This is a genomic window from Streptomyces coffeae, assembly GCF_016741875.1.
Taxonomy (GTDB): domain Bacteria; phylum Actinomycetota; class Actinomycetes; order Streptomycetales; family Streptomycetaceae; genus Streptomyces; species Streptomyces coffeae.
Window position 1 is genome coordinate 408,832 of record NZ_JAERRF010000004.1, and the last position, 20,734, is coordinate 429,565.

Consider the following 20,734-nt stretch of genomic DNA (forward strand, 5'->3'; position numbering starts at 1 on the left):
CATGCCTCACCACGATGCGTATGACGTCGTCATCGTCGGCGGCGGTCACAACGGGCTGGTCGCCGCCGCCTATCTTGCTCGCGCCGGGCGCAGTGTGCTGGTGCTGGAGCGGCTTGGGCGGACGGGGGGAGCGGCCGTGTCCACGCGGCCGTTTGCCGGGGTGGACGCACGGCTCTCGCGCTACTCCTACCTCGTCAGCCTGTTGCCGCGGCGGATCGTGGACGACCTGGGCCTGCGGTTCGCGGTGCGCAAACGCGCGGTGTCGTCGTACACCCCGGCGGTGCGGGACGGGCGGCCGACCGGGCTGCTGGTGGACACCGCGGGCGGCGGGCGCACCCGGGAGGCGTTCGCGCGGCTGACCGGTTCCGAGCGCGAGTTCGCCGCCTGGCAGCGTTTCTACGGGATGACCCAGCGGGTCGCCGAACGGGTCTTCCCGACGCTGACCGAACCGCTGCCCACCCGGGAGGCGCTCAGGGCCCGGATCGGGGACGACCGGGCGTGGGAGGCGCTGTTCGAGCGGCCCGTGGGCGAGGCGATCGAGGCCGCGTTCGAGGACGACCTCGTCCGTGGTGTGGTCCTCACCGATGCGCTGATCGGCACGTTCGCCCATGCCCATGATCCGTCGCTGCGTCAGAACCGCTGCCTCCTCTACCACGTGATCGGCGGCGGCACCGGTGACTGGGACGTACCGGTCGGTGGGATGGGGGCGCTCACCGACGCGCTCGCGGACGCGGCCCGCGCGGCGGGCGCGCGGATCGAGACCGGACGTGAGGTGACCGCGATCGCCACCGACGGCACAGCGGCGGAGGTGAGTTACGCGGGCGATGCGGGCGAGGGCGTGGCCGCCGCCCGGTACGTACTGGTGGGGGCCGCCCCGCGGGAGCTGGCCCGGCTGCTGGGCGAGCAGCCGCCCACCCCACCCGCCGAGGGGGCGCAGCTGAAGGTGAACATGCTGCTGCGGCGGCTGCCCCGGCTGCGCGATCCGCGGACCGATCCGCGCGAGGCGTTCTCCGGGACGTTCCACATCGCCGAGGGGTACGGCGCGCTGGAGGACGCCTACCGGCAGGCCGCCGCGGGGGAACTGCCGCACCGCCCGCCGTCGGAGATCTATTGCCACTCGCTCACCGACCCGTCGATCCTCGGCCCCGAACTCGCCGCGCAGGGCTACCAGACGCTGACCCTGTTCGGACTGCACACCCCGGCGCGGCTGTTCACGGCGGACCACGACGCGACCCGTGCCGCGTTGCTGGAGGCCACCCTCGCGCAGCTCGACGCCCATCTCGCCGAGCCGCTGACGGAGTGTCTGGCCACCGATGCCGACGGCAGGCCGTGTATCGAGGCGAAGAGTCCACTGGACCTGGAGCGTGAACTGCGGCTGCCCGGCGGCAATATCTTCCACCGGGACCTGGCCTTCCCCTATGCGCAGGAGGGGGCGGGCCGCTGGGGCGTGGAGACCCGGCACCCCAATGTGCTGCTGTGCGGGGCGGGCGCGGTACGCGGCGGCGGGGTGAGCGGAATCCCCGGGCACAACGCGGCCATGGCCGTGCTGGAGCGCGCCGAGGTCTGACCGGGCGTCCCTGACGGCGAGCCCACCCCGGCCTGATTCCATCTGATCTGACGTTCCGTCAGAAAAACTCTTCCCTCGTCCGGCGCCCTGCGGCATCCTGCCGCCCATGAGAACGGAGCTGAGCACACGGCTGGGCGTGGAACACGCCATCTTCGGCTTCACACCGTTCCCCGCCGTCGCCGCGGCGATCACCCGGGCCGGTGGGTTCGGGGTGCTCGGCGCGGTGCGCTACGGCGCGGCCGAGGACCTGGCGCGCGATCTGGACTGGATGGAGCGGCACACCGGCGGACTGCCCTACGGCCTGGACGTGGTGATGCCCGCCCGCCAGGTGGAGGGGGTGACCGAGGCCGATATCGAGGGAATGATCCCCGAGGGCCACCGCCGGTTCGTGGCGGACACCCTGTCCGCGCACGGGGTGCCGGAGCTGGCCGAGGGCGAGGCGTCCGGCTGGCGGATCACCGGCTGGCTGGAGAAGGTGGCCCGCAGCCAGCTCGACGTGGCCTTCGACTATCCGGTCAAACTGCTGGCGAACGCGCTCGGTTCACCGCCCGCCGATGTGGTCGACCGCGCCCATCATCACGGCACCCTGGTGGCCGCGCTCGCGGGCAGCGCCCGGCATGCCCGCCGTCACCAGGAGGCGGGGCTCGATGTTGTGGTCGCCCAGGGCTACGAGGCGGGCGGCCACACCGGCGAGATCGCCACCATGGTGCTCACCCCCGAGGTGGTGGACGCCGTGGATCCGCTGCCCGTGCTCGCCGCCGGAGGGATCGGCAGCGGTGAACAGATCGCCGCCGGGCTCGCGCTCGGCGCCCAGGGCGTCTGGCTCGGCTCGGTCTGGCTCACCACCGAGGAGGCCGAACTGCACTCCGCCGCCCTCACCCGCAAACTGCTCGCGGCCGGATCCGGTGACACCGTGCGCTCCCGCGCCCTCACCGGCAAACCCGCCCGCCAGTTGCGCACCGCGTGGACGGACGCCTGGGAGGACCCGGACGGGCCGGATCCGCTGCCCATGCCGCTTCAGGGGCTGCTGGTCGCCGAGGCCGTCTCGCGCATCCAGAAGTACGAGGTGGAACCGCTGCTCGGCACCCCGGTCGGTCAGATCGTCGGGCGGATGACCACCACGCGCAGTGTCCAGGCCGTCGTCGACGACCTGACCCGAGGATTCGAGCGTGCCATCGACCGCATCAACCGCATCGCCGGACGGGCCTGACCGGACGGCCGTGAGGAGGGCGAAGGACCGATGAGCGAGATCCCGCACGGCTTCTGGGCCCAGGCCGCACAGGAGCCGGACCGTACCGTCCTGGTGGCCCCCGACGGCGAGGAGTGGACCGCGGGGCGGCTGCACACCGCGTGCAACCGCCTCGTCGGCGGACTGCGCGCCACCGGGCTGCGGCGCGGCGACGCGTTCGCCGTTGTGCTGCCCAACGGGCCCGAGTTCCTCACCGCCGCCCTCGCCGCCACCCAGGCCGGGCTGTATCTCGTCCCCGTCAACCACCACTTGGTCGGCCCCGAGATCGCCTGGATCGTGGCCGACTCCGGCGCCAAGGTGCTGATCGCCCATGAGCGGTACGCCGAGCGCGCCACCGCCGCCGCGGACCAGGCCGGGATGCCCGCCGACCGCCGCTACGCCGTGGGCGTCATCGAGGGGTTCCGCCCGTACCCCGCCCTGCTCAACGGCCAGTCGGGCCGGCCGCCCGCCGACCGCGAACTGGGCTGGGTGATGAACTACACCTCCGGCACCACCGGCCGCCCGCGCGGAATCCGGCGTCCGCTGACCGGAAAACTCCCGGAGGAGAGCCATCTCGGTGGCTTCCTCCGCTTCTTCGGCATCGCCCCCCGGGCCGAGGTGCCCGACCACGTCCATCTGGTGTGCTCACCGCTCTACCACACCGCCGTGCTCCAATTCGCGGCCTCCTCCCTGCACATCGGCCATCCCCTGGTGGTCATGGACCGCTGGACGCCCGAGGAGATGCTGCGGCTCATCGACACCCACCGCTGCACCCACACCCATATGGTTCCCACCCAGTTCCACCGGCTGCTGGCCCTCCCCGAAGGGGTCCAGCGCTCCTACGACGTGTCCTCGATGCGCCACGCGATTCACGGGGCCGCGCCCTGCCCCGACCACATCAAGCGCGCGATGATCGACTGGTGGGGCCGCTGTGTCGAGGAGTACTACGCGGCGAGCGAGGGCGGCGGCGCCTTCGCCACCGCCGAGGACTGGCTCAAGAAGCCCGGCACGGTGGGCAGACCGTGGCCCATCAGCGAACTGGCCGTCTTCGACGACAGCGGCGAGCGGCTCCCGGCCGGCGAAGTCGGCACCGTGTACATGAAGATGAGCACCGGAGGCTTCTCCTACCACCAGGACGAGAACAAGACCCGCAAGAACCGCATCGGCGACTACTTCACCGTGGGCGACCTCGGACTCCTCGACGAGGACGGCTATCTCTTCCTCCGAGACCGCAAGATCGACATGATCATCTCCGGCGGAGTCAACATCTACCCCGCCGAGATCGAGGCCGCGCTGCTCACCCACCCCGCCGTCGCAGACGCGGCCGTCTTCGGCGTACCGCACGACGACTGGGGCGAGCAGGTCAAGGCGATCGTGGAACCCGCCGAGGGACACGCGCCCGGACCCGCGCTGGCCGAAGAGCTCCTCACCCACTGCGCCCAGCGGCTCGCGGGCTTCAAACGCCCCAGGTCCGTGGAGTTCATCGCCGAGATGCCGCGCGACCCCAACGGCAAGCTCTACAAGCGGCGGCTGCGTGAACCGTACTGGGAAGGACATGTGCGCCCCATGTGACCACGGGTAATCCGGCCGTATCCTCTGCCGTATGCACACACTTGACACGGTCGAGGTGGACGGGATCGAGCTGGCGTACCGGGTGTGGGGCGCCACGGGCGACCCGGCCGTCCTGCTGCTGCACGGCCTCGGCGAGGGCGGCGTCGACTGGCTCACCGTCGCGCCGCGGCTCGCCGCAGGCCGCCGGGTGTACGCGCTCGATCTGCGCGGACACGGTACGAGCGACTGGCCGGGGGACTACGCCCTGGAGCCGGTGCGGGACGACGTCGCCGGATTCCTGGCGGCGCTCGGCCTGGACTCCGTCACCGTGATCGGCCACTCCTACGGCGGGGTGGTCGCCTATCTCCTCGCCCAGAGCCATCCGCACCTGGTGGAGCGGCTGGTGCTGGAGGACGCCCCGCCGCTGCTGCCCCAGGACCCGCCGCTCCCGGTGCCGCCGCGGCCCGCGGGGCGGCTGGTCTTCGACTGGGCCGTCAAGACCCAGTTCACCCAAGCGCGCAACGCCCCCGACCCCGGCTGGACCGAGGGGCTCGCCGCCATCACCGCCCCGACGCTGGTGATCGGCGGCGGACCGGCCAGCCATATCCCGCAACAGCTGCTGGCCGACATGGCCGAGCGAATACCCGACTGCCGTCTGGTCACCATCGACGCGGGCCATCTGGTCCACCAGCAGTGCCCCGAGGAGTTCCTGGCCGCCGTCGGCGCGTTCCTGGAACAGTAGAGCCCCGCAGACCGAACGTCCGCCGAGAGAGGTTCACCCGTGCGACCCTCCCCCCGTGCCCCCCGCCGTGCGCTGATCGCGGCCCTCACCACAGCCGTGCTGGCCACCGGGGCGGCCGGAGCCGTCGCGGCCCCGGCCGCCACCGCGCCGGACCGTCCCGCCGCGGCCCCCTCCCGGCTGCTGCCGCTGGCCGGACTGTCCGCCGAGCGGCTGCTGATCGCGGACGAGGTCGCCGCCGCCAAGTGGGGTACGGACAGCCCGATCGACGACCCCGCGCGGGAGAAGCAGGTGCTGGACGCGGTCGCCCGGCAGGCCACGGAGCTGGGTGCCGACCCGGCCGGGACCGTACGGATCTTCCGCGACCAGATCGAGGCGAGCAAGCTGGTGCAGCGTGGCCTCTACCGCCGCTGGGACGCCGATCCGTCGCAGGCGCCCACCGAGCGCCCGGATCTCTCCCAGGTCCGGCTGAAGATCAACCGGATCAACGGCGAACTGGTGCGGGCCATCGCCGACTCGGCCCCCGCGCGCACCGCCCCCTCCTGCGCGGGACGGCTGACGGCCGGGGCGGTGGTCACGGTCCATGAGAAGCGGCTGGACGCCCTGCACACGGCCGCTCTGGGGCGTTCGCTGCCGTCGGTGTGCGAGCGTTCGACGGCCACCACCCGCTGAGAAGAGGGACGTTCAGGCGTCGGTCGTCGTCGTGGCGGCGGCCGTGGCCCGCGCCCAGCGGTAGTCGGCCTTGCCGCTGGGGGAGCGCTGGATCCGGTCGGTGAAGACGACGGTACGGGGGATCTTGTAGCCCGCGAGCCGGGTGCGGCAGTGCTCCCTGACCGCGTCGGCGGTCAGCGACGTCACCCCGTCCCGGGGCTGGACGACGGCCGCGACCCGGTTGCCCCAGCGCTCGTCCGGGACCCCCGCGACCAGCGCGTCGTACACGTCCGGATGGGCCTTGAGGGCCTGTTCCACCTCTTCCGGATAGACCTTCTCACCACCGGTGTTGATGCACTGGGAGCCCCGTCCCAGGACCGTGACCACACCGTCCTCGTCGACCGTCGCCATGTCCCCGAGCAGCACCCAGCGTTCACCGCGCGCCGCGAAGAAGGTCTCGGCGGTCTTCTTCGGGTCGTTGTAGTAGCCGAGCGGCACATGGCCGTGCTGGGCGAGACGGCCGGGCACACCCGGCGCGGCGGGCTCCAGCGTCACCGGGTCGACCACGGTGGTACGGGTGTTGACCCGCAGCCGGAAGCCCTTCTCGGGGCCGGAGTCCTCGGTGGCCGTACCGTTGAAACCGGACTCCGAGGAGCCGAAGTTGTTGAGCAGCATCGCGTGCGGCACCAGTTCGGCGAACCGGGTGCGGACGGTGTCCGACAGGATCGCGCCCGAACTGCTGACGGTGATCAGCGAGGAGCGGTCGATGTCCTTCAGCGGCCCGCTCAGCGCGTCGATCAGCGGGCGCAGCATCGCGTCACCGACCAGCGAGAGACTGGTGACCCGCTCCTTCTCGACCGTCCTCAGCACCTCCTCGGGCGTGAACTTGCGGTGGAGGACCACCTTCTGCCCGTAGTGGAGGGCGACGAACGTGGTGAGGGTGGAGGTGCCGTGCATCAGCGGCGGGGCGGGGAAGAAGACCAGGCCCTCGCCGCCCGCCGCCACCCGCTCGGCCAATTCCTCCGGGCGGCCGATGGGTTCACCGCTGGGAGCGCCGCCGCCGAGTCCGGAGAAGAACAGATCCTCCTGACGCCACATCACCCCCTTCGGCAGCCCGGTGGTGCCGCCGGTGTAGATGATGAAGCGGTCGTCCGCGGAGCGCGGCGCAAAACCGCGTGCGGCCGAACCCGCCGCCTCGGCCTCGGCGAACGGCACGGCCGACGCCGGACCCGGGCCGTCGCCCCCGCCGACCCGCAGCAGGTGGCGCAGGGTGTCGGTCCTCGGCACCGCGGCCGCCACCCGCTCGTCGAACTCGGCATCGAAGACCAGTGCGGCCAGGTCGGCGTCGCGGTAGAGGTGGACCAACTCCTCCTCGGTATAGCGGTAGTTCACATTCACCGGCACCGCGCGGATCTTCAGACAGGCCAGGACGGTCTGAAGGTATTCCACACCGTTGTACAGATGGAGCCCGACATGCTCACCGGGTCCGATCCCGCTGTCCAGGAGATGGTGGCCGATCCGGTTGGCCGCCTCGTCGAGCCCCGCATAGCCGAGCCTCCGCTCCCGTCCGGTGCCGGGGTGGTCCAGGTACACCAGGGCCTCCCGGCCGGGCACCGTGTCGGCGATCGACTCGAACAGGTCGGCAAGGTTGTACTCCACGGCTCCTCCTGACCTGGTACCGGGCGGGCTCGGCGCTCATTACAGACCCGCGGGGGAGAGGTGGGAAGAGCCGCGGCCAAGAAATCTGACGAGACGTCAGCTAACTCTTGAAGTCGCACCCCGGCTCCTGCAACCTGTTGGCGTCGAGACGGGAGGACTGCCGTGACAAGCGGGACCGAACACCTCGTGGTGGAGCGCGTCGGCGCCACCCTCGTACTCGCCCTCAACCGCCCCGAGGCGAAGAACGCCCTCTCGCTGCCGATGCTGGTCGGGCTGTACGACGGCTGGCTCGAGGCCGATGCGGACGACTCCGTGCGCTCTGTGGTGCTCACCGGCGCGGGCGGTGTGTTCTGCGCCGGAATGGACCTCAAGGCACTCGCGGGCGGCGGCCGGATGGCCGGAGACCACTACCGCGCCCGCCTGAAGGAGGACCCGGACCTCCACTGGAAGGCCATGCTGCGCCACCACCGGCCGCGCAAACCGGTGATCGCCGCCGTCGAGGGCCACTGTGTCGCGGGCGGCACCGAGATCCTCCAGGGCACCGACATCCGGATCGCCGGGCACGGTGCCACCTTCGGCCTCTACGAGGTGCGCCGCGGACTCTTCCCCATCGGCGGCTCCACGGTGCGGCTGGCCCGGCAGGTGCCGCGCACCCACGCCCTGGAGATGCTGCTCACCGGGCGCCCCTACGCCGCCGAGGAAGCCGCGCGGATCGGGCTGATCGGCCATGTCGTCGAGGACGGCGCGGCGCTGGACAAGGCACTGGAGATCGCCGCGCTGATCAACGCCAACGGTCCGCTGGCCGTCGAGGCGGTCAAGGAGTCCGTCTACGAGACCGCCGGGATGACCGAGACCGAGGGGCTGCGGTCCGAACTCGAGCGCGGCTGGCCGGTGTTCGACACCGCCGACGCCAAGGAGGGCTCGAAGGCCTTCGCAGAGAAGCGGCCACCGGTCTACCGGCGGGCCTGACCAGCGGCTACGCGCTCCCGTGCGCGGCCGATGCGCATCCGACCGGTCCGGACCGCCGGACAGAAGGAGACCCACCCATGACCCCGGCTCCGTCCTCCGAGGCCCTCCAGGCCCCCCTGGTCGTCGAGTTCCCCTTCACCCGCTCCCTCGGACCGGTCCAGAGCGCCTTCCTCACCGGGCTGCGCGAGCGCACCGTGCTCGGGGTCCGCACCACCGACGGCCGGGTGCTCGTACCGCCCGTCGAATACGATCCGGTCACCGCCGACGAGCTGCGCGACCTGGTCGAGGTCGCCCCCACCGGCACCGTCACCACCTGGGCCTGGAACCCGTCGCCGAGCCGCGGCCAGCCTCTGGACACCCCCTTCGCCTGGGCGCTGGTACGGCTCGACGGCGCCGACACCGCCCTGCTGCACGCCCTCGACGCACCCGGGCCCGAGGCCGTGCACACCGGGATGCGGGTACGGATCCGCTGGGCCCCGGAACGCACCGGCGCCATCACCGACATCGCCTGTTTCACACCGGAAACGGGTGCGGCCGAGGCGAGTGAACCCGCCTCGCACCGTGGTGCGTTCACCGACCCCGTGCGCGGGATCGTGGCGCCCGCGCGGCTGGACTACACCTACGCGCCCGGCCGCGCCCAGTCCCGTTTCCTGGCCGCCCTCGCCGACCGCAGGACCGTCGGGGAGCGCTGCCCGTCCTGCCACAAGGTCTATGTTCCGCCCCGGGGCGCCTGCCCCACCTGCGGGGTCGCCACCGCCGAACAGGTGGAGGTCGGCCCGCACGGCACCGTCACCACCTTCTGCATCGTGAACATCAAGGCCAAGAACCTGGACATCGAGGTGCCGTACGTCTACGCGCACATCGCCCTGGACGGCGCCGGACTCGCCCTCCACGGCCGTATCGCGGGCATCCCCTACGACCAGGTGCGGATGGGGCTGCGGGTGGCGCCCGTATGGACCGAGGACGGCCGCTACCCCGACCACTACCGGCCCACCGGCGAACCCGACGCCGACTACGACACCTACAAGGAGCTGTTGTAGATGCGAGAGGTTGCCATCGTCGCCTTCGCGCAGAGCGACCACCGCCCCGACACCGCGGACGTGTCCGAGGTCGAGATGCTGCTGCCCGTCCTGCGCCGGGTGCTGGACGACGTCGGGCTCACCGCCGGGGAGATCGGCTTCACCTGCTCCGGCTCCTCCGACTATCTGGCGGGCCGCGCCTTCTCGTTCACCATGGCCCTGGACGGCGTCGGCGCCTGGCCGCCGATCTCCGAGTCCCATGTCGAGATGGACGGCGCCTGGGCGCTGTACGAGGCATGGACCAAGCTGCTCACCGAAGAGGCCGACACCGCGCTCGTCTACTCCTACGGCAAGTCCTCGCCCGGCGATCTGCGCGAGGTGCTCACCCGTCAGCTCGACCCGTACTACCTGGCGCCCCTGTGGCCGGACTCGGTCTCGCTGGCCGCCCTCCAGGCGCAGGCGCTCATCGACGCGGGGGAGACCGACGAACGTGCGCTGGCCGGGGTCGCTGCCCGCACCCGCAGCGCCGCCGAGGACAACCCCCATGCCCAGCTCGCCGGTTCGGCCGGGCCCGAGCGGCTGCTCGACACCCCGTATCTGGTGCGGCCGCTGCGCCGCCACGACTGCCCGCCGATCGGCGACGGCGCGGCCGCCGTCGTGCTCGCCGCCGGGGACACCGCCCGCCGGCTGTGCCGCCGCCCCGCCTGGATCCGCGGCATCGACCACCGCGTCGAACCGCACGCCTTGGGCGTACGCGATCTCACCCGCTCCCCCTCCGCGCGGCTGGCCGCCGAGCGCGCGGGCGCCTTCGACGCGCCCGTGGACACCGCCGAGCTGCACGCCCCGTTCACCTCGCAGGAGGTGATCCTCCGCCGTGAGCTGCGGCTCGGCGAGGACGTCAGTGTCAATCCGTCCGGCGGTGCGCTGGCCGCCAACCCCATGATGGCCGCCGGGCTGATCCGGCTCGGAGAGGCCGCCGCCGCCATCCACCGCGGCGGCTCCGACCGGGCCGTGGCCCACGCCACCTCGGGCCCCTGCCTCCAGCAGAACCTGGTGGCGGTCCTGGAAGGAGACCCGCAGTGAGCAAGGAGCCGGTGGCCGTCGTCGGAATCGGCCAGACCCAGCACACCGCCGCCCGCCGGGACGTCTCCCTCGCCGGACTGGTCCGCGAGGCAGCCCTGCGGGCCCTGGAGGACGCCGAGTTGACCTGGGCGGACATCGACGCCGTGGTCATCGGCAAGGCCCCGGACTTCTTCGAGGGCGTCATGATGCCCGAGCTGTACCTCGCCGACGCGCTCGGCGCGGTCGGCAAACCCCTGCTGCGCGTCCACACCGCGGGCTCGGTCGGCGGCTCCACCGCACTGGTCGCCGCCGCCCAGGTGGCCGCCCGGATCCACCGGACCGTGCTCACCCTCGCCTTCGAGAAGCAGTCCGAGTCCAACGCCATGTGGGGGCTGTCCCTGCCGGTGCCGTTCCAGCAGCCGCTGCTGGCCGGGGCGGGCGGCTTCTTCGCGCCCCATGTGCGGGCGTATATGCGGCGCTCCGGGGCGCCCGCCGGGACCGGCTCGCTCGTCGCCTACAAGGACCGCCGCAACGCCCTGCGCAACCCCTACGCCCATCTGCACGAGCACGGGCTCACCCTGGAGAAGGTGCGGTCCTCCCCGATGCTGTGGGACCCCATCCGCTACTCCGAGACCTGCCCCTCCTCCGACGGCGCCTGCGCCATGGTGCTCACCGACCGCGCCGGTGCCGCCCGCGCGCCGCGTCCGCCCGCCTGGATGCACGGCGGTGCCATGCGCAGCGAGCCCACCCTGTTCGCGGGCAAGGACTGCGTCTCCCCGCGCGCGGGGCGGGACTGCGCGGCCGATGTCTACCGGCAGGCGGGGATCACCGATCCGCGCCGTCAGATCGACGCCGTGGAGATGTATGTGCCGTTCAGCTGGTACGAGCCGATGTGGCTGGAGAACCTGGGCTTCGCCGCCGAGGGCGAGGGCTGGAAGCTGGTGGAGTCCGGGGTGACCGAGCTGGACGGCGAGCTGCCGGTCAATCCCTCGGGCGGGGTGCTGTCCACCAACCCCATCGGGGCCTCCGGCATGATCCGCTTCGCCGAGGCCGCGCTCCAGGTGCGCGGCGAGGCGGGGGAGCACCAGGTCGAGGGGGCGCGCACGGCGCTCGGCCACGCCTACGGCGGGGGCTCCCAGTTCTTCTCCATGTGGGTGGTGGGGGACGCGCCGCCCCCCGGTTGAGCGTACTTCTTTCGTGGCCTGTCCGGCACCGGCCCACGGTCGCTAGGGTGGGGCGCGGACGACGATCCGGGAGGAGCCAGGCGTGGCCGAGATCACCACCACCGAACACCCCCTCACCTCCGGCTGGGAGAAGCCCGACCTCGACCTCACGGGCGCCCAGTGGCGCTCCAGCAGCCAGGGCGTGGGCGATGTGGAGATCGCCTTTGTGGAGGGGTTCATCGCGATGCGCCACGGCCGGCGCCCCGAGGACCCGGCGCTGATCTTCACCCCGGCCGAGTGGCGGGCCTTCGTCCTGGGCGCGCGGGACGGCGAGTTCGACCTCACGTAGGCCCCGTCGGCGGACCGTTGCGGAGCGGCCCGCGGATTCCGGTGCGGAGTCCCCCAGCGGTGGCTGGGGGAGGAACGCAAGCCGCAGGAGAGGTGCCTGGCGGCGCGGGTCCGATGGGGTCCGTCGGACACGGCCTGAGCCTCGCGCTTCGAGCAACGGACCGTGGCCGGGCCGCCGGGCGGCCCGGCCGGTGGTGTCCGGCGTTACGGCCAGGGCGCCAGCTCCGGCAGCGGCGTGGAGCCGCTGTCCAGCGGTCCGGGGACCTCACGCCCCGCCATCCACGCCGTCAGATCGCCGAGACGGCCCCGGACGGTCAGCGGCGCTCCCGCCCCCAGCTCCCGCCGCTCCGGCCCGTCGGTGGCCTCCAGGGTGAGCCGGACGCCCTCGGGCGCGCGCGGGGCCAGGAAGTCCAGCGCATGGGCACAGAACGCACGCGGCCAGTCCCCAGGGACCCGGCCGAGCCGGAGGTCCACGGTGTGAATCTCCAACTCCCGCCACCACGCCCGCAGCACGGCCGCCACATCGCTGTCGCGGTGGCGCACGGGCCGCGCCCAGTCCCGCGGTCCCACCGCCGCCCACGCGTCCTCCGCCTCCGCGAGCGCGTCGGCCACCGCGGTGCGCAGCGCGTCGACGGAACGCGGGGCACCCGCCTCGATCGCGGCGTCCCGGGCCGGGCGGCCCCCGTCGTACACCTCGACCAGCTCGCCCTTCAGGGCGTAGCGCACCTGCCGGGCGAACGCCCGCCCCACGCCCTCGACATGGGAGAGCACATGCGCCCGGCTCCAGCCGGGCAACTCGCTCGGTTCGCGTACCGAAACCTCCGTCAGACCGGTCAGCAGACCGCGCAACCGCCCATGTCCTGCCAGGACTTCGGTGCGCACCTCGTTGTGGTCCATACGATTCCCCCAGACCTCAGCTAATGGATAAAGCGAGAGGTTAGCATTAACACATGTCCGCACCACGGCTCTCCGTCGCCCTCGTCGTCACCATCCACCACGACGGCAAGGGAGGCGTCGCCGATGACCTCGAGACCACCGACGGACTCACCGCATGGGTGCGGGAGCACACCGGACCGCTGGGCGACGCCCTGGACGCCCGCGCCTTCAGCGCCGACCCCGAAACCCTCACCGCCGTCACGGAGTTGCGCGCCGCGGTGCGCACCCTGTTCGCCCACGCCGTACGCACCGGGACGACCGGGCCCGTCGACACCGGCGCGCTCGGCCGGCTCAACGCGGCGGCCCGCGCGGCCCCGGGGGCGCCGCGGCTGGAGTGGCCCGAGGGGGGCGCGCCCGCGGTGCGTACGGTCCGGGCGGACGCGGCGCCGGAGCGCGACCGGCTGCTCGCGGCGCTCGCGGGGGACGCGATCGCACTGCTGGGCGGGGAGGAGCGAAAGCGGCTGCGGGCCTGCCCCGCACCGCGCTGTGTGCGCTATTTCGTCAAGGAGCACGCCCGGCAGGAGTGGTGCAAACCCTCCTGTGGCAACCGCGCCCGGGTGGCCCGCCATCACCGCCGCCACCGCGCCGCCGAGTAGGTGTTTCTCCCTGGAGAAAGTCTGGTGCGCACGGCCTGCCGCCGTGCGCACCGACCCGTCCGTCCGTGAGTCCGGTGGTGAGCGTCAGCCCGGTGTGCGCCCCGCGTGCACCAGCGCGTCCGACTCGGCCAGGCCCGCCCACGGACGTTGCCGTCCCCGGCTCACCGCCTCGATGCCCCGCTCGTCGTAGCGGGCCGTCCGCAGCGACCACCCCAGATTGCCGTTCATCACGTTCCGCATGCCGTCCACGTAGGACTGCACATTCCGGCGTACGTCCGGACCCACCCCGGCCCGGGAGAGCATCCTGGGCAGCCGGGCCGCGGTCTTCTCGAACCAGCGGTAGCGGGCGTTGGCGAGGTTGGCGATATGGCGCACCGCGTCCTCCAGATCGCCACCGGTCCGCTCCCGCCGGACGATCACGCTGTTGTGTACGTCCCCGGCCGCCAACTCCTTGTCCAGGGAGGCGATGTCGTTGGTGAACACCACCACGTCATCGGTGGCCTCCCGCATCTTGGCGAGTGGATGGCCGCCGTGGAGCGCGTCGGGGAGGGTGTAGCCGCCGAAGGGCTCATTGAGGTCCAGACACGGCTGCACTCCTATGGAGTGGCGGCGTAACGCGAGCACGGCGTCCACCGAGCGCGGCATACCGCCACCGGAACCGGTGCGCTCCAGGGCCTCGCGGTGGTACGAGTGCAGATACTCCAGCCAGTGATGGCGGAAACGTGCCCGCCACACCGGTGAGCGGCCGGAGTTGATCCGGCGCCACAGGTCGCGGAAGCCGGCCAGCAGCGGCCCGCCCGGCCGCTCGTACCCGTCCCCGGGCGCCTCCCGCGCGTCCGGGGTGTCCAGGGGCTCCTCGGTGATCCGGACGACATCGCCCACCAGCCGTGCCACCGCCTCCGGGCGGTGGCCCAGTTCACCGTCGAACTGGTCGTCGAAGACGAAGTACCAGCCGACCAGGTCATTGCCCAGATTGAGATCCGCGCCCCTGGCCCCGGGGTAGAACAGCCCCGTCAGCACGTCGAAGCGCAGCGCGTCGTACTCCGCGGCGTCCTCGGCCCCCTCGAAGACACCGAACCGCGCCAGCCACTGGACGGTGTGCAGTCTGGCGGCCTCCGCATCCGGGCTGAGGCCGGCGGAGGCCGGGAAGTCGAAAAGGGCCGCCCGTCGCAGCAGTGCCGACTGCCGGGCGTGAGACCGCGAAGCGCGTGTGGTCATGATGCGAAACCGCCCCCCTCCATGAAGTGGATCACCCGCGCCGCATATACCACAGGGCATCACGGCACCGGGGCAACCCGATGAATCCGGCCATCCTCGCCTGCGAAACGTGCCATCGATAGAGGACGAGTTGAAATGGTGCGTGCCCGTGGCAATGCCATGGGGAAAACGCCGGAGCGGGGGCTACGGAGCGTGCCAGACGCGCTACGCTCGGCGTTACCTGCCGGAGGGGAAGAACGTGGCGGAGGACATGAGCCGACAGAACCAGGCGCGCCTGACACTGCTGGAAAGGGAGAGCGAACTCGGCGCGGTGGACGAGGCGTTGACGGACCTGTGCGGTACGCGTGCCGGGGAGCACTGCGGGACGCGCGCCGGAGGCGTGATCGCCTTCGCGGGGCCGGGCGGCGTGGGCAAGACCGCGGTGCTCGCGGAGATGCGGCGCCGAGCCGTCGCCCGTGGTTGCACCGTACTGTCCGCGCGCGGCGGCGAACACGAACAGGGCGCGGCCTTCCATGTGGTGCGCCAGCTCTTCCAGCCCGTGCTGGCGGCCACCGGCGAGGAGGAGCACCGCCGGATCCTGGGCGGCTGGTACGACATCGTGGCACCCGCGGTCGGTCTGGTGGTCTCCGAGGGCAGTGGCGCACCCGATCCGCAGGGCGTCCGCGACGGCCTCGACTGGCTGGTCACCCGCTTCGCGGTGGAATACGCCCCGGTCGTGATGATCCTGGACGACGTCCACTGGGCCGACACCGAATCCCTGGACTGGCTCACCCGGTTCGCGCCGCGCACCGTGGACCTGCCCCTGCTGCTCGCCGTCGGCTACCGCCCGGAGGACCTGTCCGCCGAAGCCGCCGGGGTCCGCGGGCTCACCGAGCGCCAGGGCTCACGGCCGCATGTGCTGGTGCCGCTCACCCCGAGCGGAGTCGGCAGGATCGTCCGCGATGTCCTCGGCGAGGAGGCCGACGACTCCTTCTGCCGCGAATGCTGGGCGATGACCGGTGGCAACCCGTTCGAAGTCATCGAGCTCACCGCCAAGATCCGCGACCGTGAGCTGAAACCGCAGTCGGAGAATCTGCCCGCGCTGCGCGAACTGGTCTCCTCGGCCAAGGACAGCGGGCTCAACGACCGGCTGACCCGGCTCGGCACCGCCGCCGTACGCCTCGCCTGGGCCGTCGCCGTCCTCGGGATCGAGGCCACCCCCGGCCTGAGCGCCAGTGTCGCCGGGCTCAGCGAGACCGAGGCCGCCGATGTGGTGGGGCGGCTCGTCGACGCCCGTATCCTCGCCCCGCCGCGTGGCGGTCCGGGGAAGCAGCCCCTGGAATACCTCCACCCGCGCATCGCCACCGCCATCTACCAGGCGATCCCCGGCGCGCTGCGGGTGGCCATGCACGGACAGGCCGCATCCGTCGTCCTCGGCGCCGGACTGGGATCCACCGCCGCCGGCCGCCATCTGCTGGAGATGCACCCCGAGAGCGACCCGTGGGTGGTGCGCCATCTGCGGGCCGCGGCCCGCGAGTATCTGCGCGCCGGAGCACCCGACGCCGGGCGGCGCTGCCTGGCCAGGGCGCTGCGGGAGCCGCCCGCCCTCGAGGAGCGCGCCGCCGTCCTCTACGAACTGGGCTGCTCCGCCCAGCTCACCGAGCCCTCCGTCACCGTCAACCATCTGCGGGCCGCGCTGGAGGAACCCGCGCTCGACACGGATCTGCGCGAGGCCATCACCTACCGGCTGGCCCAGGCGTACGGCCACAGCGGCCGTATGGAGGAGGCCGCGCAGATCGTCGCCGCGGAGGCCGGGCGGGCCACCAGCGCCCGCACCCGGCTGCGGATGCAGACCGAACAGTTCATGTGGAACATGTTCCGCGCGGACGAGAAGGAGTCGCCCGCCCGCTCCCGCAGACTCGCCCGGCTGGCCGACCACCTCACCGGCCGCGGCATGGCCGAGCGCTATCTGCTGGGACTGCGCGCCTGGGACGCGATGACCCGCGGCGAACCCGCCGCCACCGCCCTGTACTACGCAGAGGAGGCCCTCGGCGACGGCCTCAGCTGGACCGATGACGACTGGGGCTTCGAGGTCCCCATCCTGGTCGCGCTGATCTTCCTCCACTGCGACCAGCCGGGACGCGCGGAGGACCTGTTCAACAAAGGCATCGCGGAATGCGAGCGCAAGGGCTGGCGCGGGTCCCACCTGGCGTTCGGCATCACCCTCCTCGGCTACGCCCGCTATCGCCGCGGCGCGCTGAACGAGGCGGAGGAACTGGCCCGCGAGGGGATGAGGATCGCCGATCTGGTCGGCTCCTCGACACCCGCCCACTGGACCGCCGTCGGCACCCTCATCGAAACCCTGATCTGCCGCGGCCGGGTCCAGGAGGCGCAGGAGTTCGCGGCCGGACACGGCGGGGAGATCCTGCCGCAGGCCGTGCTCTGCCCCGATGTGCCCGCCGTCCGCGGTGAACTGCTGCTCGCCGCCAATATGCACCGCGAGGCCCGCCACCAGCTCACCGAGGTCGGCCGCCGGATGGACGGGCGCGGGATGCGCAACCCCGCCTGGTGCCCCTGGCAGCTGCACCTCTCCCAGGCCCTGGCGCTCACCGAACCGCGGGAGGCGGCCGAGGTCGCCGACGACGCGGTGCGCCGCGCCCGCCAGTTCGGCACCCACTCCGCCATCGGACGCGCCCTGCACACCGCGGCGGCCGTGGCCCACGGATCGGAGCGGATCAAGCTGCTGGCCGAGGCCGTCGGCCATCTCGAGCGTTCACCGTCCGCCTACGACCTGGCCGTGGCACTGGTCGACCACGGCGCCGCGCTGCGCCGCATCGGCCTGCCCCAGGAAGCGGGCGACCGGCTCTACCGCGGTCTCGAGGGCGCGGTCCAATGCGGAGCGGAGGCGCTGGCCACCCGCGCCCGCGACGAGCTGTCCGCGGCGGGGCTGCGCCCCATGCAGCTCCGCGTCGACCACACCAGCCCGCTCACCTCCCAGGAGCAGGCCGTCGCCGAGCGGGCCGCCCAGGGCTGGACGGACGAGCGGATCTGTGAGGAGACGGGGCTGAACGACCGCGATGTGGCCCGGTTACTCTCCGGCGTCTACCGCAAGGTCGGCACCGACCGCACCGGGCTGGCAAAACTCCTGGGCCTCGCCGCCACCCGGCCCCCGGCGCAGCGATCCGACCACTGACGGCCCGGCCGGGCCGGACCACCGGCGGCCACGGGGCCTTGATCCGGGCCCCTGACAGCTCCGCCCAGGTTCCGGCAGCCGAGCCGCACTGGCCCGCGGGCCGACCCGGCCGCCCGCGTCGCGTCGGCCGCAGCCGGGCTTGGGGGGCGTCGCCGCGGGGCTCAGGGGCCGCTCAGCGGCCCCGAGGAGCCCCCCGTAGGCGACGGGCCGCGCATCCGATGCGTACGTTCCCCGGCAGGGGGAACGCCGAGCGGGCACGTACCATATCCGCATGTCCTTCCTCCGCCGCCGCAGCGCCGCCACGCCCACCGGGCCGGACTTCGATGTCCTCGCCATGGATCCGGGGGACTGGCCCGGCGATCTCGGGGCGGGGCTGCTGCCCGCGCCGGACGGCAGCTGCCAGGGTGTCTTCCTCCGCTACGACCTGTTCGGCGGCCGTGGCCCGGCGATGATCATCGGCAATCTGCCCGAGGGCTCCCCGGCCCGCGAGGTCGAAGAGGGCCAGGTCCCCTTCGAGGTGACCCAGCTGCTCGCCGCCCTCGGGAACGAGGAGCCGGTGCATGTGGTCGACATCGAGGACAGCCCGGTGATGCACGAGGACAACCTGCTCATCGTGCGCCGGATCAAGGTCTCCGAGGGCCGGATCTCCTGTGCCCAGTTCGACCGCGACGACGGTGTGCTGGTCACCATCGCCAGCTGGGACCGCCCCATCACCGACGACCTCTACCGGCTGCTCAAGCCGCTGCCCGCGGAGATGTTCCAGCAGCGCTGACGACCGGCGCCGAGGGCAGACCCGGCAGGCCCGGCACGGGGCGCCGACCGCGTCTGACGCCCCGTCGGTCTCACTTCCCGGATCGGCGGACCGTGACATCGGCGGCGCGGACGAACGCCACCCGGTGCCCGAACTGGATCTGGTAGTAGACGTCCTGGCCGCGCACCACCTGGTGGCTCGCCGGATCGAAGGTGGTCGCCCACAGATACTCGCCCGGTGTCCTGAGCCCCAGCGGATACGACTGCCCGGCGAGCAGCTTGTACGGCAGCGGGGAAACCGCCTGCACCGGCACCCCCTCCGGATACGCCTCCTGCTCCGGATAGGCCCGGCCGTACACCGGAACCTCCGTGGCCCCCGCCCTGGGCGTGACCACCAGACCCTTGGCGTGCACCGCGGTGGGCTGTCGCTTGGGGTTGTGGAACCACGCTTGCCCGCCCAGGTACCAGATCGCCGTCCAGTCGCCCTCCCGCCCGGCGACCGCGAACTGCTGGCCGGTGGTGGCGCGGGCGCCGGTGTCATTGACCCCCGTTGTGGAGTCGGAGCCGTCCGGACGCAGCCCGATGTCCTTGACCAGCGGTGCGTCATCGCTGGGCGCGGTGTGCAGCCGCACCGCGGAGGAACCGTGCGGGGCACAGGGCTGCCCCGGCTTGTCGCAGCCGGTGTACACCGGTTGGTGGGTGTCGTAGTCCGGGCGGATGGTCACCAGTCCGCCCCAGGCACCCGCGGTGCGCCGGAAGGGCGCGCCGAGCAGGGTGAAGTAGTGGGCCCAGTCCCAGTAGGGGCCCGGGTCGGTGTGCATGCCCCTGATGGTGGCGGTGGTGGTCCCCGGGACGTTGTCATGGCCCAGGATGTGCTGGCGGTCCAGCGGGATGTCGAACCGTCGCGCCAGATAGCGCACCAGACGGGCCGACGCGCGGTACATCGCCTCCGTGTACCAGGCGTCGGGCGCGGTCAGGAAGCCCTCGTGCTCCAGCCCGATCGACTTGGCGTTGACGTACCAGTTGCCCGCGTGCCAGGCGACGTCCTTGAGCGGCACATGCTGGGCGATATGGCCGTCGGAGGAGCGCAGGGTGTACTGCCAGGAGACATAGGTGGGGTCCTGGACCAGCTTGATGGTGGTGTCCCAGGGGCCCTCGGTGTCATGGATGACGATGTAGTCGATGCGCTGGGACTCGGGGCGGTTGCCCAGGTCGTGGTTGCCGTAGTCGTTGTCCCCGAACTGCTCGTACGGCGCCGGGATCCACTCGCAGGACACGTTCTTGGGCGCCTCGACCTGCGGATCGCGCGCGGGCGACGGAAGCCCGAGCGTGCGCAACTGCCGTCTGGCGGGGGCGACTTCGGGGTGCGCGTCGAGTGCCATCCGCTCGCCGTCGCCGGTCGTCCGCGCCGCACCGCCGCGGATCACCTCGTACACCTCGTCGGCGAAGGCGGCCGCCGCCGCGGTGTGGTCCGCGCCCGGGTACGCCGCCACCGCCGCGTACCAGTCGGCCGGGTCCTCGCTCAGCGGCAGTCCCAGCCGTCTCTGCTCGGCGGCCAACAGGGCGGCCCCACCTCGCACATTGGCCGTGATGTCGCTGCGCAGGGCCTCCGCGGACAAGCCGGTCAGCTTCGCCGCCCGGCTCACCGTACGCAGCCGCGCCGGGAGTTGGCGCGGCTCGGGCACCGTGATGCGGGGGACCCCCAACGGACGGGCGAGATCACCGCGCGCGTCCTCGGTGCCCTCACTGTGGTGCGGGGTACGGGCCAGCGCGGTGTGCGCGTCGGTGAGATGCATCGGGCCGTAGCCACCGGTGACACTGGGCGCCCCGCCGTGGCCGTCCCAACGCGACTGGAGATACGCCACACCCAGCAGCACACTCAGCGGAACGCCGTGCTCATCGGCTGCCGCCGCGAAGGCCCGCTGAAGGCTGTCGCCGCCACTCGGCCGCGGCTGATCGGCATGGGCGGCCGGGGTCGCGGAGACGAGGGGAAGCAGAAAGGTGGCGGACGCCGCGGCACCCGCGGCCCGCACGGTGGTTCGCCGGCTGGGGCCGGATGCCGGTCTGTTCGAGTCGTGGGCGCTGTCCTGTGCGGATCCTGGCATG

At 72.5% G+C, this 20,734-nt stretch carries 17 protein-coding genes; 13 read left to right on the plus strand and 4 right to left on the minus strand.

What is annotated here, in order from left to right:
* Nucleotide 1: 1 nt before the first annotated feature.
* From JK363_RS08960 to JK363_RS08980, 5 genes are all read left to right on the plus strand, one after another.
* Nucleotides 2-1,567 (plus strand): phytoene desaturase family protein, encoded by a 1,566-nt coding sequence (locus JK363_RS08960; RefSeq protein WP_201873548.1) that lies wholly within the window; start codon nt 2-4, stop codon nt 1,565-1,567.
* A gap of 106 nt (nt 1,568-1,673) precedes the next feature.
* Complete coding sequence (locus tag JK363_RS08965; RefSeq protein ID WP_201873550.1) at nt 1,674-2,777, plus strand: NAD(P)H-dependent flavin oxidoreductase; 1,104 nt, start codon at nt 1,674-1,676, stop codon at nt 2,775-2,777.
* Nucleotides 2,778-2,807: 30 nt separating this feature from the next.
* Entirely contained in the window at nt 2,808-4,367 is a 1,560-nt protein-coding gene (locus JK363_RS08970) for an acyl-CoA synthetase (RefSeq protein WP_201873552.1), read from the plus strand.
* A 31-nt stretch (nt 4,368-4,398) separates the two neighbouring features.
* Complete coding sequence (locus JK363_RS08975) at nt 4,399-5,088, plus strand: alpha/beta fold hydrolase (protein ID WP_201873554.1); 690 nt, start codon at nt 4,399-4,401, stop codon at nt 5,086-5,088.
* Nucleotides 5,089-5,127: 39 nt separating this feature from the next.
* Nucleotides 5,128-5,757 carry a chorismate mutase gene (locus tag JK363_RS08980; RefSeq protein ID WP_201873562.1) on the plus strand — a complete coding sequence of 210 codons (630 nt, stop codon included), beginning with the start codon at nt 5,128-5,130 and terminating at the stop codon, nt 5,755-5,757.
* Between the two features lie 12 nt (nt 5,758-5,769).
* Here the strand turns inward: JK363_RS08980 and JK363_RS08985 are convergent, their stop codons facing one another.
* Nucleotides 5,770-7,395, minus strand: a complete 1,626-nt coding sequence (locus tag JK363_RS08985) for an acyl-CoA synthetase (RefSeq protein WP_201873564.1) — start codon at nt 7,393-7,395, stop codon at nt 5,770-5,772.
* A gap of 162 nt (nt 7,396-7,557) precedes the next feature.
* Between JK363_RS08985 and JK363_RS08990 the strand changes: the two genes are divergently transcribed.
* From JK363_RS08990 to JK363_RS09010, 5 genes are all read left to right on the plus strand, one after another.
* A complete protein-coding gene (locus tag JK363_RS08990; RefSeq protein WP_201873565.1) occupies nt 7,558-8,364 on the plus strand; it encodes a crotonase/enoyl-CoA hydratase family protein in 807 nt (268 codons plus the stop codon).
* A 77-nt stretch (nt 8,365-8,441) separates the two neighbouring features.
* The gene (locus JK363_RS08995; protein WP_201873568.1) at nt 8,442-9,404 is read left to right on the plus strand and encodes a Zn-ribbon domain-containing OB-fold protein; all 963 of its coding nucleotides are present in this window, start codon (nt 8,442-8,444) and stop codon (nt 9,402-9,404) included.
* Nucleotides 9,405-10,466, plus strand: coding sequence for a thiolase family protein (locus JK363_RS09000; RefSeq protein WP_201873570.1), 1,062 nt, complete (start codon nt 9,405-9,407; stop codon nt 10,464-10,466).
* Nucleotides 10,463-11,629 carry a thiolase family protein gene (locus JK363_RS09005; protein ID WP_201873572.1) on the plus strand — a complete coding sequence of 389 codons (1,167 nt, stop codon included), beginning with the start codon at nt 10,463-10,465 and terminating at the stop codon, nt 11,627-11,629. Before JK363_RS09000 ends, JK363_RS09005 begins: the two co-directional genes overlap by 4 nt.
* A gap of 82 nt (nt 11,630-11,711) precedes the next feature.
* The gene (locus JK363_RS09010) at nt 11,712-11,957 is read left to right on the plus strand and encodes a DUF397 domain-containing protein (protein ID WP_201873574.1); all 246 of its coding nucleotides are present in this window, start codon (nt 11,712-11,714) and stop codon (nt 11,955-11,957) included.
* 203 nt (nt 11,958-12,160) lie between these two features.
* Here the strand turns inward: JK363_RS09010 and JK363_RS09015 are convergent, their stop codons facing one another.
* A complete protein-coding gene (locus JK363_RS09015; RefSeq protein ID WP_201873576.1) occupies nt 12,161-12,853 on the minus strand; it encodes a maleylpyruvate isomerase family mycothiol-dependent enzyme in 693 nt (230 codons plus the stop codon).
* Nucleotides 12,854-12,906: 53 nt separating this feature from the next.
* Between JK363_RS09015 and JK363_RS09020 the strand changes: the two genes are divergently transcribed.
* Entirely contained in the window at nt 12,907-13,488 is a 582-nt protein-coding gene (locus JK363_RS09020; RefSeq protein ID WP_201873581.1) for a CGNR zinc finger domain-containing protein, read from the plus strand.
* 84 nt (nt 13,489-13,572) lie between these two features.
* On the opposite strand, the gene JK363_RS09025 is transcribed toward JK363_RS09020, so the two are convergent.
* A complete protein-coding gene (locus tag JK363_RS09025) occupies nt 13,573-14,706 on the minus strand; it encodes an isoafricanol synthase (protein WP_201873583.1) in 1,134 nt (377 codons plus the stop codon).
* A gap of 250 nt (nt 14,707-14,956) precedes the next feature.
* Between JK363_RS09025 and JK363_RS09030 the strand changes: the two genes are divergently transcribed.
* Both JK363_RS09030 and JK363_RS09035 read left to right on the plus strand, forming a co-directional pair.
* On the plus strand, nt 14,957-17,878 hold the full coding sequence (locus JK363_RS09030) for an ATP-binding protein (RefSeq protein WP_201873585.1): 2,922 nt from the start codon (nt 14,957-14,959) through the stop codon (nt 17,876-17,878).
* 271 nt (nt 17,879-18,149) lie between these two features.
* Nucleotides 18,150-18,650 (plus strand): hypothetical protein, encoded by a 501-nt coding sequence (locus JK363_RS09035; protein ID WP_201873587.1) that lies wholly within the window; start codon nt 18,150-18,152, stop codon nt 18,648-18,650.
* Nucleotides 18,651-18,720: 70 nt separating this feature from the next.
* On the opposite strand, the gene JK363_RS09040 is transcribed toward JK363_RS09035, so the two are convergent.
* Entirely contained in the window at nt 18,721-20,733 is a 2,013-nt protein-coding gene (locus JK363_RS09040; RefSeq protein WP_201873589.1) for an N-acetylmuramoyl-L-alanine amidase, read from the minus strand.
* Nucleotide 20,734: the final 1 nt, after the last annotated feature.